The organism is Ramlibacter cellulosilyticus (genome assembly GCF_014297465.1).
In the GTDB taxonomy this organism is placed as follows: domain Bacteria; phylum Pseudomonadota; class Gammaproteobacteria; order Burkholderiales; family Burkholderiaceae_C; genus Ramlibacter; species Ramlibacter cellulosilyticus.
On record NZ_JACORT010000003.1, the window covers coordinates 337,434 to 351,988 of the forward strand.

General features: G+C 68.7%; 15 protein-coding genes. 12 read left to right on the forward strand and 3 right to left on the reverse strand.

What is annotated here, in order from left to right; genetic code table 11:
- Window positions 1–73 precede the first annotated feature (73 nt).
- Entirely contained in the window at window positions 74–553 is a 480-nt protein-coding gene (greA, locus tag H8N03_RS10295) for a transcription elongation factor GreA (protein WP_187076071.1), read from the forward strand.
- Window positions 553–975 carry a DUF4149 domain-containing protein gene (locus tag H8N03_RS10300; RefSeq protein WP_187076072.1) on the forward strand — a complete coding sequence of 141 codons (423 nt, stop codon included), beginning with the start codon at window positions 553–555 and terminating at the stop codon, window positions 973–975. The genes greA and H8N03_RS10300 overlap by 1 nt, the downstream gene beginning before the upstream one ends.
- Here H8N03_RS10300 and H8N03_RS10305 read toward each other — a convergent pair.
- Window positions 953–1,426: a YhbY family RNA-binding protein gene (locus H8N03_RS10305; RefSeq protein ID WP_187076073.1), complete on the reverse strand. Its 474-nt coding sequence runs from the start codon at window positions 1,424–1,426 to the stop codon at window positions 953–955. The genes H8N03_RS10300 and H8N03_RS10305 overlap by 23 nt on opposite strands.
- A 21-nt stretch (window positions 1,427–1,447) precedes the next feature.
- Between H8N03_RS10305 and H8N03_RS10310 the strand changes: the two genes are divergently transcribed.
- The 6 genes from H8N03_RS10310 (at window position 1,448) to H8N03_RS10335 (ending at window position 7,586) form a co-directional block, all read left to right on the forward strand.
- Window positions 1,448–2,110, forward strand: coding sequence for an RlmE family RNA methyltransferase (locus tag H8N03_RS10310; protein WP_187076074.1), 663 nt, complete (start codon window positions 1,448–1,450; stop codon window positions 2,108–2,110).
- Window positions 2,111–2,251: 141 nt separating this feature from the next.
- Complete coding sequence (ftsH, locus tag H8N03_RS10315; protein WP_187076075.1) at window positions 2,252–4,159, forward strand: ATP-dependent zinc metalloprotease FtsH; 1,908 nt, start codon at window positions 2,252–2,254, stop codon at window positions 4,157–4,159.
- A 120-nt stretch (window positions 4,160–4,279) separates the two neighbouring features.
- Window positions 4,280–5,122, forward strand: a complete 843-nt coding sequence (gene folP, locus H8N03_RS10320) for a dihydropteroate synthase (protein ID WP_187076208.1) — start codon at window positions 4,280–4,282, stop codon at window positions 5,120–5,122.
- On the forward strand, window positions 5,119–6,453 hold the full coding sequence (glmM, locus tag H8N03_RS10325; protein WP_187076076.1) for a phosphoglucosamine mutase: 1,335 nt from the start codon (window positions 5,119–5,121) through the stop codon (window positions 6,451–6,453). Before folP ends, glmM begins: the two co-directional genes overlap by 4 nt.
- A complete protein-coding gene (locus H8N03_RS10330) occupies window positions 6,450–6,992 on the forward strand; it encodes an MOSC domain-containing protein (protein ID WP_187076077.1) in 543 nt (180 codons plus the stop codon). Before glmM ends, H8N03_RS10330 begins: the two co-directional genes overlap by 4 nt.
- Before the next feature lie 87 nt (window positions 6,993–7,079).
- Window positions 7,080–7,586: a hypothetical protein gene (locus H8N03_RS10335; protein WP_187076078.1), complete on the forward strand. Its 507-nt coding sequence runs from the start codon at window positions 7,080–7,082 to the stop codon at window positions 7,584–7,586.
- Here the strand turns inward: H8N03_RS10335 and H8N03_RS10340 are convergent, their stop codons facing one another.
- Both H8N03_RS10340 and H8N03_RS10345 read right to left on the reverse strand, forming a co-directional pair.
- Window positions 7,587–9,458 carry a PhoX family protein gene (locus H8N03_RS10340; RefSeq protein ID WP_187076079.1) on the reverse strand — a complete coding sequence of 624 codons (1,872 nt, stop codon included), beginning with the start codon at window positions 9,456–9,458 and terminating at the stop codon, window positions 7,587–7,589.
- Window positions 9,459–9,540: 82 nt separating this feature from the next.
- Window positions 9,541–10,665, reverse strand: coding sequence for an ABC transporter substrate-binding protein (locus H8N03_RS10345; protein WP_187076080.1), 1,125 nt, complete (start codon window positions 10,663–10,665; stop codon window positions 9,541–9,543).
- Between the two features lie 177 nt (window positions 10,666–10,842).
- On the opposite strand from H8N03_RS10345, the gene pstS reads away from it, so the two are divergent.
- From pstS to pstB, 4 genes are read left to right on the forward strand one after another with little or no spacing between them, the layout of a single operon-like run.
- Window positions 10,843–11,880, forward strand: coding sequence for a phosphate ABC transporter substrate-binding protein PstS (gene pstS, locus H8N03_RS10350; RefSeq protein WP_187076081.1), 1,038 nt, complete (start codon window positions 10,843–10,845; stop codon window positions 11,878–11,880).
- A 23-nt stretch (window positions 11,881–11,903) separates the two neighbouring features.
- Entirely contained in the window at window positions 11,904–12,887 is a 984-nt protein-coding gene (gene pstC, locus H8N03_RS10355; RefSeq protein WP_187076209.1) for a phosphate ABC transporter permease PstC, read from the forward strand.
- A 53-nt stretch (window positions 12,888–12,940) separates the two neighbouring features.
- A complete protein-coding gene (pstA, locus tag H8N03_RS10360) occupies window positions 12,941–13,768 on the forward strand; it encodes a phosphate ABC transporter permease PstA (RefSeq protein WP_222622942.1) in 828 nt (275 codons plus the stop codon).
- A 2-nt stretch (window positions 13,769–13,770) separates the two neighbouring features.
- Entirely contained in the window at window positions 13,771–14,553 is a 783-nt protein-coding gene (gene pstB, locus H8N03_RS10365; RefSeq protein WP_187076083.1) for a phosphate ABC transporter ATP-binding protein PstB, read from the forward strand.
- Window positions 14,554–14,555: the final 2 nt, after the last annotated feature.

Genomic DNA, 14,555 nt, shown 5'->3' on the forward strand with positions numbered 1-14,555 from the left:
ATAATCCGGCCCAACACCAGAACCGCCGAGCGGCAACGTTCGGCGGTTTCGCTTTTGCAGGAGACAACCCGAGATGGCCACCACCATTCCCATCACCACCCGCGGTGCCGAGAAGCTCAAGGCCGAACTGCACCGCCTGAAGACGGTCGACCGTCCCGGCGTGATCCAGGCGATCGCCGAGGCGCGCGCCCAGGGCGACCTGTCGGAGAACGCGGAGTACGACGCCGCCAAGGACCGCCAGGGCTTCATCGAGGGCCGCATCCGCGAGCTCGAAGGCAAGCTGGCCGCCGCCCAGGTCATCGACCCCTCGTCGCTGGACGCGGGCGGCCGCGTCGTGTTCGGCGCCACCGTGGAACTGGAGGAAGAGACCTCCGGCGAGACCGTGAAGTACCAGATCGTCGGCGAGGACGAGGCCGACCTGAAGCAGGGCCTGATCAACGTCTCCAGCCCGATCGCCCGCGCGCTGATCGGCAAGGAAGAGGGCGACACCGCCGAAGTGCAGGCGCCCGGCGGCACCAAGCGCTACGAGATCGTGGCGGTCAACTACATCTGATGGACTGGAAGCAGCGGCTGGCGGTGCTCGCGGCGGCCCTCTGGTGGGGCAGCCTCTGCGCCATCGGCTTCCTGGCCGTGCCGCTGCTGTTCGCGAATGCCTCCTCGCCCGCCGTTGCCGGCAGCCTGGCAGGCAAGCTCTTCAGCGCGGAGTCGTGGGTGGGGCTGGGTTGCGGGCTCGTGCTGCTGATGGGCGCGCGGCAGCGCGACGGAACGGCGACGATGGACTGGGCTTCAGGCGCCGTGGTCTACGTGCTGCTGGGGATGCTGGCCGCGCTGCTGCAGGAGTTCGCGATCGCGCCGCACATCCTGGCGCGCCAGGACCTGCGGTTCTGGCACACGGCGGGCACGGCGGCATTCGCGGTGCAGTGGCTGTGTGCCCTGGTGGTCCTCTGGAAGCTCAGTCGGCCCGGGTCTTCTTGACCGACTTCTGCTTGGGCTTCGCCTTCTTCACCATCCCGCCGGTCGTCAGTCGCTGGTTGCCCAGCACCCGCACCTTGCGCACCTCGGGCCGCTGGCCGCCGCGGCTGGAGTTCTTGATGACCTTGTATTCGCGCGGGCCGGGCTTGCGATCCTCGTCCTCGGCCTTCACCTTCCTGGGCTTGGGCCGCCACAGGACCAGGAGCTTGCCGATGTGCTGGATGGGCGCGGCGTTGAGTTCGTCGGCCAGCTGCTGGTAGATCGCTTCCCGCGCCTCGCGGTCGTCGCCCAGCACGCGGACCTTGATCAGGCCGTGCGCGTTGAGGGCGGCGTCGGTCTCCTTCTTGACGGCGGGCGTGAGGCCGTCGTTGCCGATCATGACCACGGGATCCAGGTGGTGGGCTTCGGCTCGGTGGGCCTTGCGGTCCTGGATGGAAAGTTGAATGGCTGGCATGCCTCTATTATCGGTTCCCACATGAAGGTCAAGACGAAAAGCAAGAAGGTCAACAAGGCGTGGTTGAACGACCACGTCAACGACCCGTACGTGAAGCTCGCCCAGAAGGAGGGCTACCGCGCGCGCGCGGCCTACAAGCTCAAGGAGATCGACGAGTCGCTGCACCTGCTGAAGCCGGGGCAGGTGGTCGTCGACTTGGGCTCCACGCCCGGTGCCTGGAGCCAGTACGTGCGCCGCAAGCTGGCGCCGGAAGGCGCCGCGGCGGGCGTGCTGGAGGGCCAGATCCTGGCGCTGGACATCCTGCCCATGGACCCGGTCGAGGGCGTCACCTTCATCCAGGGCGACTTCCGCGAGCCCGGGCCGGCCTTGAAGCTGGGCGAGATCCTGGCCGGCCGCAAGGCGGACGTGGTGGTCTCGGACATGGCCCCGAATCTGTCGGGGATTCCGTCCTCCGACAGCGCGCGCATCGCGCATCTGGTGGAATTGGCGGTGGATTTCGCCCAGGCGCACCTGAAGCCCGAAGGTGCGCTGGTCTGCAAGGTCTTCCACGGCAGCGGCTACAGCCAGCTCGTGAAGTTGTTCAAGGAACAATTCCGCATCGTGAAGCCCTTGAAGCCCAAGGCGTCCCGCGACAAGTCCTCGGAAACCTTCCTCGTGGGCATCGGCCTCAAGCCGGCCCGATAAGTGGGGTCTTGTCCTGCATCAACGGGGCCCGCGCTCCTATGGAGCGCGTAGTAAAAATAGATCGTTCCGTAGCTTGAAACCCCTAGAATGGGCGTCACCTGACCTCGTGCAGATGAGGTCGCGCCTTCCCGGAGACTTGTTTTGAACAATCAGTGGTTTTCCAAGATCGCCGTCTGGCTGGTGATCGCACTGGTGCTATTCACCGTTTTCAAGCAGTTCGACACGCGGGGGGCCGCAGGCGCTTCCGTGGTCGGCTACTCGGATTTCCTGGAGCAGGTCCGCAACAAGCAGATCAAGAACGCCGTCATCCAGGAAGGCCAGGGCGGCACCGAAATCGTCGCCATCACCACGGACGACCGCAAGGTGCGCACCACGGCCACCTACCTCGATCGCGGCCTCGTCGGCGACCTGATCAACAACGGCGTCAAGTTCGACGTCAAGCCGCGCGAGGAAGGCTCGCTCCTGATGACGCTGCTCGTGAGCTGGGGCCCCATGCTCCTGCTGATCGGCGTCTGGATCTACTTCATGCGCCAGATGCAGGGCGGCGGCAAGGGCGGTGCCTTCAGCTTCGGCAAGTCCAAGGCCCGCATGCTCGACGAGAGCAGCAACCAGCTGACGTTCAGCGACGTCGCCGGCTGCGACGAGGCCAAGGAAGAGACCAAGGAAGTCGTCGACTTCCTGAAGGACCCGCAGAAGTTCCAGAAGCTCGGCGGCCGCATCCCGCGGGGCCTGCTGCTGGTCGGCCCCCCGGGCACCGGCAAGACGCTGCTGGCCAAGGCCATCGCCGGCGAGGCCAAGGTGCCGTTCTTCTCGATCTCCGGTTCGGACTTCGTCGAGATGTTCGTGGGCGTGGGCGCGGCCCGCGTGCGCGACATGTTCGAGAACGCCAAGAAGAACGCCCCCTGCATCATCTTCATCGATGAAATCGACGCGGTCGGCCGCCAGCGCGGCGCGGGCCTCGGCGGCGGCAACGACGAGCGCGAGCAGACCCTCAACCAGATGCTGGTGGAGATGGACGGCTTCGAGACCAACCTCGGCGTGATCGTCATCGCGGCGACCAACCGTCCCGACATCCTGGACGCCGCCCTGCTGCGCCCGGGCCGCTTCGACCGCCAGGTCTACGTGACGCTGCCGGACATCCGCGGCCGCGAGCAGATCCTGAACGTCCACATGCGCAAGATCCCGATCGGCCAGGACGTCAAGGCCGAGATCATCGCGCGCGGCACGCCGGGCATGTCCGGCGCCGACCTGGCCAACCTGTGCAACGAAGCCGCCCTGATGGCCGCCCGCCGCAACGCGCGCGTGGTGGAGATGCAGGACTTCGAGAAGGCCAAGGACAAGATCATCATGGGCCCGGAGCGCAAGTCCGTGGTCATGCCGGAAGAGGAACGCCGCAACACGGCCTACCACGAGTCCGGCCACGCGATCATCGGCAAGCTGCTGCCCAAGTGCGACCCCGTGCACAAGGTGACCATCATCCCGCGCGGCCGCGCGCTGGGCGTGACGATGTCGCTGCCGGAGAAGGACCGCTACAGCTACGACCGCGACTACATGCTCAACCAGATCAGCATGCTGTTCGGCGGCCGGATCGCGGAAGAGGTGTTCATGAACCAGATGACCACCGGCGCCAGCAACGACTTCGAGCGCGCCACGCACCTGGCACGCGACATGGTCATGCGCTACGGCATGTCCGACGCGCTGGGCCCGATGGTCTACGCGGAGAACGAGGGCGAGGTCTTCCTGGGCCGCTCGGTCACCAAGACCACCAACATCTCCGAGCAGACCATGCAGAAGGTCGACCTCGAGGTGCGCCGCATCATCGACGAGCAGTACTCGCTGGCGCGCAAGCTCATCGAGGACAACAGCGACAAGATGCACGCCATGGCGAAGGCCCTGCTCGAGTGGGAAACCATCGACGCCGAGCAGATCGACGACATCATGGCCGGCAAGGAGCCGCGCCCGCCCAAGGACTTCACGCCGCGCGCCGGCAACTCCGGTGGCACGGGCGGCCCGACGGCTGCCGCGAATCCGGAACCGAACGCCGCGTAAAGCCAGGGGCTAGGGGCTAGGGGCTAGGGGCTAGGGGCTAGGGATTGGGGAGATTACTCCCTAGTCCTTAGGCCCTAGCCCCTAGCCCCTTTGTACGACAGGCACAATCCGCTTATGCACATGCAGTGGCAGACCACGCGCTTCGCGATCGCGCTCGACCGGCCGAAGGTGATGGGCATCGTCAACGTGACGCCCGACTCCTTCTCGGACGGCGGGCGCTTCGCCAGCACGCGCACGGCGCTGGAGCACTGCGAGGAGCTGATCCGCGACGGTGCCGACATCCTGGACATCGGCGGCGAATCCACCCGGCCGGGCATCGCGCCCGTGCCCCTGGAGGAGGAGCGCGCCCGCGTGATGCCGGTCGTGCGCGCCGCCGTGAAGTTCGGCCTGCCCATCTCGGTGGACACGTACAAGCCCGAGATCATGCAGGAGGCGCTGGACCTGGGCGTGGACATCGTCAACGACGTCTGGGCCCTGCAGCGGCCTGGCGCGGTGGACGTCGTGGCCGGCCACGCGTCCTGCGGCGTGTGCCTGATGCACATGCACGGCGAGCCGCAGACGATGCAGCGCGCGCCCATGCTCGGCGACGCCGTGCCGCAGGTGCGCGAGTTCCTGCGCGATCGCAGCGAGGCGCTGCGGCAGCGCGGCGTGTCCGTGAGCCGCATCGTGTGGGACCCGGGCATCGGCTTCGGCAAGACGGTGGAGCAGAATTTCGCGCTGCTCGCGCGCCAGCGCGAGCTGCTGCACGACGGCTATCCGGTGCTCGCCGGCTGGTCGCGCAAGTCCTCGCTCGGCAAGGTGACCGGCGCGGGCGTGCACGAGCGCATGCTGCCCAGCGTGGTGACGGCGGTGCTCGCGGTGGAGAAGGGTGCGCGGATCGTGCGGGTGCACGACGTGCGCGAGACAGTGGCGGCGCTCAAGGTCTGGAGCGCCATGCAGGACCAGGGAGACGGAACGACATGAGCAGGCAGTATTTCGGCACCGACGGCATCCGGGGCACGGTAGGCGAGCCGCCCATCACGCCCGACTTCGTGCTGCGGCTCGCCCACGCGGTGGGCCGCGTCCTCAAGCGCACCGAGGAGCGTCCCACGGTGCTGATCGGCAAGGACACGCGCATCTCCGGCTACATGCTGGAAAGCGCGCTGGAGTCCGGCTTCAACTCCGCGGGCGTCGACGTGGTGCTGCTCGGCCCCTTGCCGACCCCCGGTGTCGCGTACCTCACGAAGGCGCAGCGCGCGAGCCTGGGCGTGGTGATCAGCGCGAGCCACAACCCGTATCCGGACAACGGCATCAAGTTCTTCAGCGCGCAAGGCACCAAGCTGCCGGACGACTGGGAGAGCGACGTGGAGGCCGCCCTGCAGCAGCCGCCGCAGTGGGCCGACTCCGCGAGCCTGGGCAAGACGCGCCGCCTCGAGGATGCGGCCGGCCGCTACATCGAGTTCGCCAAGAGCACCTTCGCGCAGGACCTCACGCTCAAGGGCATGAAGATCGCGGTGGACGCCGCGCACGGCGCCGCGTACCACATCGCCCCCAAGGTGTTCCACGAACTGGGCGCCGAGGTGTACTGCATGGGCTGCTCGCCCGACGGCCTCAACATCAACGACAAGGTGGGCGCCACGCACCCCGAGGCGCTGGTGAGCGCGGTGCGTGCCAACCAGGCGGACTTCGGCATCGCCCTGGACGGCGACGCCGACCGGCTGCAGGTGGTGGACGCCAGCGGCCGCCTGTTCAACGGCGACGAGCTGCTGTACCTGATGGTGATGGACCGCCTCGCGCAAGGGCAGCGCGTGCCCGGCGCCGTCGGCACGCTCATGACCAACATGGCCGTGGAGCTCGCGCTCAAGGCGAAGGACGTGGAGTTCGTGCGCGCCAAGGTCGGCGACCGGTACGTGCTGGAGGAGCTGGAGAAGCGCGGCTGGCTGCTGGGCGGCGAAGGCTCGGGCCACCTGCTCGCGCTGGACAAGCACACCACCGGCGACGGCCTCATCAGCGCGCTGCAGGTGCTCAAGGCGAGCGCGCGCAGCGGCAGGTCGCTCGCGCAGCTGCTCGAGGGCGTGAGCCTGTTCCCGCAGACGCTGATCAACGTGCGGCTGCAGCCCGGGCAGGACTGGAAGAAGAACGAGAAGCTCTCCGCCGAGTGCGAGCGCCTGCAGAAGGAGCTGGAAGGCTCCGGCCGCGTGCTGATCCGCGCGAGCGGCACCGAGCCCGTGCTGCGCGTGATGGTGGAGGCGAGCGACGCGCAGGTGGCGCAGCGCAGCGCCGAGCGCCTGGCCGACGCCGTGCGCGCCGGATGACGGGATCCGTCCTCGCGGTCCATCGCAGCAGCAGCCACAGCTTCAGCAAGTTCGCCGAAGACGGCATCACGCTGGTCGAAGGGCTGGGTGTCGAAGGCGACGCCCACGCCGGCGCGACCGTCAAGCACCGCTCGCGCGTCAAGCGCGACCCCTTGGCGCCGAACCTGCGCCAGGTGCACCTGCTGCAGTCGGAGCTGTTCGATGCCTTGTTGGAAGAAGGCCACGCGGTGTTTCCCGGAGACCTGGGCGAGAACGTCACCACGCGCGGCGTCGACCTGCTGTCGCTGCCCGCGGGCACCGTGCTGCGTCTTGGTGCGCAGGCGGAAGTGGAGCTCACGGGCCTGCGCAACCCGTGCAGCCAGATCGACCGCTTCCAGCCGGGATTGACTGCCAAAGTTCTCGATCGTGACGCGAACGGCGCGCTCGTGCGCAAGGCCGGCGTCATGGCCGTCGTCCGCCGCGGCGGCGAGGTGCGCGCCGGCGACGCCGTCGTTGTGCAGCTCCCACAGCTTCCGCACCACGCGCTGCAACCCGTGTAGCGCCGTCCGGCGGCCGCCCGTCGCGCGACAGCCACATAGGAAATCTGTCACTGTGCAGGCCGCGCGCGGGAGGTCTACATTGTTTCCATGCGCCGCGTTTTCCGTCCCTTCGCCACCGCCGTCCGCGCCCTCGCGGCCGGCGTGCTGCTGGGCGCGCTGGCGTCGCCGGTGGCCGCGCAACTCGTCTCGCCCGACTACGCGCTGACCGCACCGAGCTGGCTGTTGCCGGCCGCGACGCTGGGCGATTCCGAGCTCTCCCCGCGCTTCCCGGTGGCGGCCTTCGGGCCCGTGCGCCTCGCGTCTTCCGGTTCCTCCACGGGCAGCGGCCTGTCGCTGGAAGCGGGCGAGAAGTGGTTCGCGCGCGCCGGCCTCGGGCGCAGCATCGACAACGGCACGCTGAGCCTCGGCGGCGGCTACCGCTTCGCCTCCGGCGATGCGCTGTCGATGCAGGTCATGCGGCAGCTCGGGCAGGAGCGCCTGGGCCTCGCCGTGCGCTACGACTGGCAGCGCTCCTACCTGCGGCTCGCCTACGAGCAGCCGCTGCGCGCGCCGGGCACCGCCGACCTGCGGTTCCAGGCCGGCGTGCGCTTCTGATCAGGCCCCCACGGGCTTTCCGTCGCTGCGGCGGACCACGATGGTGGCCGACCGCGGCGGCAGCGCGTTGCCCTGCACGTTCGACGGCCAGGTGCCCGTCGGGTGCTGGATGTTGATGAAGAAGGTCGTCAGGTCCGGCGAGTAGGTCAGGCCCGTGATCTCGCAGCCGTTCGGGCCCACCAGGAAGCGCGTCGAGCGGCGCGTGACCTGGTCCAGGTGGTACATCGCGTTGTTGCCGAAGGTGCTGGTGGTCGACGCGCTGGTGCTCGCGTCCGTCTCCACCCAGAGGCGGCCCTGCGGATCGATGCCGATGCCGTCGGGGCTGGAGAACGTGTCGCCGACGATGTTGCCCTTCAGGTTGGCCGTGGCCAGGCGCGGGTCGCCGGCGAGCAGGAAGACCTCCCACTTGAACGTGGTCGCCTTCGCCGTGTTGCCATCCTCGTCCCAGCGCAAGACGTGGCCATGCGAGTTGTTCGGCCGCGGGTTCGCGGCGTCGGTCTGCACGCGCGGGCCGTTGTTGGTGAAGGTCATGTACACCTTCTTGTCCGGCCCCACCGTCACCCATTCGGGACGGTCCATCAGCGTGGCGCCAGCGACGCGTGCGGCGGCCTTGGTGTTGACCAGCACGTCGGCCTGCGTGGCGAAGTTCGTCGTCACGGGGGCCGGCGCGACGGCCGACTGCGTGTAGTTGCCCGGGTCCTGCGCGCCGGTCACCAGGCCGTTCCTGCCCTGGGTGAGCTCGAGCCACTGGCCCGTGCCGTCGGCGTTGAATTTCGCCGCGTACAGCGTGCCGCTATCGAGCAGGTTGCGGTTGGCCGCGCGGTCGTCGGGGTTGTACCTGGCGGACGGCACGAACTTGTAGACGCAGCCGGGCGTGCTGTCGTCGCCCATGTAGATCGCCGCGGTGTTGTCCGCGTCGAGCATGTAGGCCGTGTTCTCGTGGTCGAAGCGGCCCAGTGCGGTGCGCTTGGTCGCGGGAAAGGTGCCTTGCGGATCGATCTCCACCACCCAGCCGTAGCCGACTTCGGGCTGCGACGGGTCGAGGTAGTTGTCGGTGGTTTCCTCGCAGGTGAGGTAGGTGCCCCATGGCGTGCTGCCGCTCGCGCAGTTGTTCAGCGTGCCGACCACGGTGGGACCCACGAGCGTCGCGGCGGGGCCGCCGACCTGGTACACGGTGTTGCCCGTGTAGCGCTTGTTGAACGCGGAGTTGCGCTTGACGGTCCACTTGCCGTCGATGCGTTCGATCTCGATCACCGAGACACCGACGGAGGACAGCACGATCTTCTTCTGGTCCGCCGTGGCGGTCGCGGGGTTGTAGCTCGCCGCGCCGGTGTACAGGATCTGCGAATCCGGCGCCTCGTGGTTGATCGCCAGCAGCGCGTTCGTGTTCGGGTCCTTGCCGGGGATCGCGTAGAGGTGCATGCCGTCGTGGTTGCCGCCGGCCACCTGCTCGTAGCCCGCTGCGTCCAGCGGCGTGCCCGCGTAGGCCGCCGCACCGGCAACGACCGCGTCACCCGCGGCGAACAGGACGTCCATGGTGTAGCCCTCCGGCACCGTGACCTGGTCGCCGACGGAAGCGGGGATGCCCTTGAACGTGACGGCGTAGCTGACCGGGGGCGGGGAGGGCGGCGCGGCCGGCGCAGGGGCGGGAGCGGGGGTCGCCGCCGCATCGCCGTCGCTGCCGCCACCACACGCGGTCAGCATCGCGCCGCCGAAGGCCGCGGCCATCGCGGCACCGAAGCCGCCGCGCAGCAGGGTGCGGCGCGGGACCGTGGACTGCGCCAGCACGTCTTCCATCATCTGGCCGGGGACGGGCGCCATCGCGTTGCGGGCGCGGGAAGCTTCGCGGTACTTGTCGGTCAAGTGGGACATGTCGTTTCTTCTTTCTGCTGCGTGGTTGGGTGATGTCGGAACGAGCGGGAGCGTAGGAAGCGCGCGTGAAAGCTTCGTGACATCAGCCGACCACGCGGCCGTCGGGCGTCAGCATCGATTGCGTGACGAAGGAGGCGCTGCGGCGCTGGCCCTGGTACCGCACCCAGTAGCCGCCGACGTCGCGGTCCTCGCGCTTCTGGAAAGCGGCGAGCGCGCTCGCGCGGGTGACAGGTCCTTCGATGCCGGCCAGCACCTCGAAGGTGTAGCGGGCGGCGATGAAACCCGCGAGGCTCAGTGCCGTGGGTGGCTCGTCGAAGAGGCGCGCGAGCACTTCGCGGTAGCGCCGCACGACGGGAATCGCCGCGGTCACGAGCGGCACGGACTGCGTGGCGATCACGGGCGTGGTGCGCGCCGCGCCCGCCTGTTGCACGACCTGCAGGTTCACGTCCGCGAGTGCCACCACGTACCGCTGGCGCGCCTGGCGGTCCAGTCCTTGCGTGAACTGCACGAGCTCCGGCGTGCCGCCCAGGAACAGCAGCACGGCGGGCGTGTCGGGCCCGAGCCTGCGGCCGAGGCGGGCGAGGTCGCCTTCCGCCACGAACGAAGAGAGCTTCAGCTGCGCGGCCTGCGCGGCACGCTGCACGTCGCCTGCGTACAGCCGCGATGCGCGCGCGGAAGCGAACACGGCGCCTACGTCCCGCATGCCGCTCACGGTCAGCGAGCGCAGCGCATGCGCGATCTGTTCCTGGCGGCCGGAGAAGATGGGGAAGGTGCGCTCGTCGGCGGCTATGCTGCCGTTCTGCAGCCAGGGCGCGGCGTGGGAGATGCCGGCGTCTTCCTCCCGCAGCGCCGCCGCGAGTTCCATGGAGACGGCATCGCTCACGGTGCCGGAGAGCGCCACGCAGGCCGGGTTCTCGCGCAGCGCCTGCCAGGCGTCCTGCACGCCCGCCTTGCTGCCTTCGACTTCCAGCGCCAGGTGCTGCACGGGGCGGCCGCGCACGCCGCCGTGCGCGTTGATGTCCTGCCACGCCGCGCGCGCGCCGACCAGGAAATCCCTGGTGACGTCCTGCTCCGCGGCGGAGACGTCGTGCATCTGCGCGACCACCAGCGGCCGCGGGGAAGATCGCGCGGATTGCGCGAAGGCGGGGAAGGCAAGGGCGGCTGCGGTGGCCGCCAGCAGGCTGCGGCGGCGAAGCGGGAGGGGCATGGCTCGTGTCCTGGATGCAAAGGCGGCCGAGCCTAGGAAGCCGGGGTGACGGCCGCGTGACGGTTTCGTGACGCGGCCGTGACGGCAGTCCTTCGCGTTCCGGGGGTGTCACGGAGCTGTCACGGAAGCTTCCTAGAGTGCAGGTCAACCGATTCCCCAACCCGAAAAGGTGATTGCATGACCATCCGCATCCACGTGGCTTCCATGGCCCTGGCCTCCCTGGCCTTCGCCGGCATCGCAGCCGCGCAGGACGTGACCGGCGCCGGCGCCAGCTTCCCCGCCCCGCTGTACGCGCGCTGGGCCGCCGACTACAACAAGGCGACCGGCGTCCGCATCAACTACCAGTCCGTCGGCTCCGGCGCGGGCATCAAGCAGATCGATGCGAAGACGGTGGCCTTCGGCGCTTCCGACATGCCGCTGAAGGACGAGGAGCTGGCGAAGAAGGGCCAGATCCAGTTCCCCACCGTGATCGGCGGCGTGATCCCGGTCGTGAACATCCAGGGCGTCGCGCCTGGCCAGCTGCGCCTCAATGGCCAGGTGCTCGGCGACATCTACCTGGGCAAGATCACCAAGTGGAGCGATCCGGCGATCAAGGCGCTGAACCCCAGCCTCGCGCTGCCCGACGCCGCCATCGCGCCGGTGCGCCGTGCGGACGGCTCCGGCACCAGCTTCCTGTTCACCAACTACCTCTCCAAGGTCAACGCGGAGTGGAAGGCCAAGGTGGGCGAGGGCACGGCGGTGAACTGGCCGACGGGCGCCGGCGGCAAGGGCAACGAAGGCGTGGCCGCCTTCGTGGGCCGCCTGCCCAACGCGATCGGCTACGTCGAGTACGCGTACGTGAAGCAGAACAAGATGAACTACGCGCTGCTGCAGAACGCCGCGGGCCAGTTCGTCGCGCCCGACGACGGCGCCTTCAAGGCCGCTGCCGCGGGCGCGGACTGGAGCAAGAGCTTCCACCAGATCCTGACGAACCAGCCCGGTGCGCAGTCCTGGCCGATCACCGGCGCCACCTTCATCCTGATGCACAAGGTGCAGGACAAGCCGGCCGAAGCCGCCGCGACGCTCAAGTTCTTCGACTGGGCCTACAAGAACGGCGACAAGACCGCCGACGACCTCGACTACGTGCCGATGCCCGCGGGCGTGAAGGCGCAGATCCAGAAGCTGTGGGCGGCCGAACTGAAGGACGCCTCCGGCAAGCCGCTGGCGACGCAGTGACGGGCGCGGTCGGTTACGGAGCGATGCAGGGCGGCCAGGCCGAGAGTTCGCCGCCGCCGGCCCGGCGTGCGCGCGTGGGGGCGGTCGTGGACCGCCTTTTCGGCTGGACCGCCCGCGCTGCCGCCCTGCTCACGCTCGCACTGCTGCTCGGCATCCTGGTCTCGCTGGTGATCGGCGCCTGGCCGGCGATCCAGGCGTACGGGCCGGGCTTCTTCACGTCGACGACGTGGGACCCGGTCAGCGAGGAGTTCGGCGGCCTGGTGATGATCTACGGCACGCTGGCCACCTCGCTGATCGCGCTGGTCACCGCCGTGCCCGTGAGCTTCGGCATCGCGCTGTTCCTCACCGAGCTTTCGCCCGCGTGGCTGAAGCGCCCGCTCGGCACCGCGATCGAGCTGCTTGCCGCGGTGCCCTCCATCGTCTACGGCATGTGGGGCCTGCTGGTGTTCGGCCCCTTGCTGGCCACCTTCGTGCAGCAGCCGCTGCAATCCGTCTTCGCCGACGTGCCCGTGCTCGGCACGCTGTTCTCCGGCCCGCCCGTGGGCATCGGCATCCTCTCCGCGGGGATCATCCTCGCGATCATGATCATTCCCTTCATCGCCGCCGTCATGCGCGACGTGTTCGAAGTCACGCCCCCCATGCTGAAGGAGTCCGCGTACGCGCTGGGCTCGACGACCTGGGAAGTCGTGTTCAAGGTGGTGCTGCCTTACACGAAGGGCGGCGTCATCGGCGGCGTGATGCTCGGCCTTGGCCGGGCACTCGGGGAAACGATGGCCGTCACCTTCGTGATCGGCAACTTCAACCAGCTGGACTCGCTGAGCCTCTTCGCGCCGGCCAACAGCATCACCTCGGCGCTCGCCAACGAGTTCGCGGAAGCCGCGAGCGGCATGCACCAGGCGGCGCTGATCTACCTGGCGCTGGTGCTGTTCTTCATCACCTTCGTGGTGCTGGCCCTGTCCAAGCTGCTGCTGGCGCGCCTGCGGCGCAACGAGGGGGCGCGCTCGTGAGCACGGCGGACTCCCTGCTGCGGGCGGCGGAACTCGCGCAACAGCGCGAGCGCATGTATGCGAAGCGCAAGCGCGTGAACAAGGTGGCGCTCGCGCTGTCGCTGGCGGCCATGGCCTTCGGCGTGTTCTGGCTGGTGTGGATCCTCTGGTCCACCATCCAGCTGGGCATCGGGGGCCTCACCTGGGCCGCCGTGAGCCAGATGACGCCGCCCCCCAACGACGCGGGTGGCCTGCTGAACGCCATCTGGGGCTCGTTCCTCATGGTGCTGCTCGCCACCTTCGTGGGCACGCCCATCGGCATCATGGCCGGCATCTACCTGGCGGAGTACGACCTGAAAGGCTGGCTCGGGACGACCACGCGCTTCGTGAACGACATCCTGCTGTCGGCGCCTTCGATCGTGATCGGCCTGTTCGTGTACGCGGTCGTCGTGGCCCGCTACAAGCAGTTCTCGGGCGGGGCCGGCGCCATCGCGCTGGCGCTGATCGTCATCCCGGTGGTGATCCGCACGACCGAGAACATGCTGCTGCTGGTGCCGGCGGCGCTGCGCGAAGCGGCTTACGCCCTCGGCGCGCCCAAGTGGAAGGTCATCACGCGCATCACGCTGCGCGCCGCGCGCGCGGGTGTCGTCACCGGCGTGCTGCTCGCGGTGGCGCGCATTTCGGGCGAGACGGCGCCGCTGCTCTTCACCGCGCTGAACAACCAGTTCTTCACCTCCGACCTCGGCGAGCCGATGGCCAGCCTGCCGGTCACCATCTTCAAGTTCGCCATGAGCCCCTACGAGAACTGGCAGCAGCTCGCCTGGGCCGGCGTCTTCCTCATCACCCTGGCCGTGCTGGGCCTGAACATCCTCGCGCGCGTGCTGACGCGCAACAAGCTCTGACCATGGACGCCTCCCTCGCCCCGGAACGCGTGCGCGCCAAGCTGGCCGTGCGCAAGCTGAACTTCTACTACGGCCGCTTCCACGCGCTGAAGAACATCGACCTCGACATCCCGGAACGCAAGGTGACCGCCTTCATCGGTCCGTCGGGCTGCGGCAAGTCGACGCTGCTGCGCACCTTCAACCGCATGTACGAGCTCTATCCGGACCAGCGCGCCGAAGGCGAGGTGGTGCTGGACGGCGAGAACCTGCTCACCTCGAAGAAGGACGTGGCGCTGCTGCGCGCCAAGGTCGGCATGGTGTTCCAGAAGCCCACGCCTTTCCCCATGTCGATCTACGACAACATCGCCTTCGGCGTGCGCCTGTTCGAGACGCTGCCCGACGCGGACATGGACGACCGCGTGGAGTGGGCGCTGCGCAAGGCCGCGCTGTGGGACGAGGTGAAGAACAAGCTGCACCAGAGCGGCAGCGGCCTCTCCGGCGGCCAGCAGCAGCGCCTGTGCATCGCGCGCGGCATCGCGATCAAGCCCGAGGTGCTGCTGCTGGACGAACCCTGTTCGGCGCTCGACCCCATCTCCACCGGCAAGATCGAGGAGCTGATCGTGGAGCTGAAGAAGGACTACACGGTGGTGATCGTGACGCACAACATGCAGCAGGCGGCGCGCGTCTCCGACTACACCGCGTACATGTACCTGGGCGACCTGGTCGAAGTGGGCGACACGGAGCAGATCTTCTTCAAGCCGCGGCGCCAGGAGACCGAGGACTACATCACGGGCCGCTTCGGCTAAGG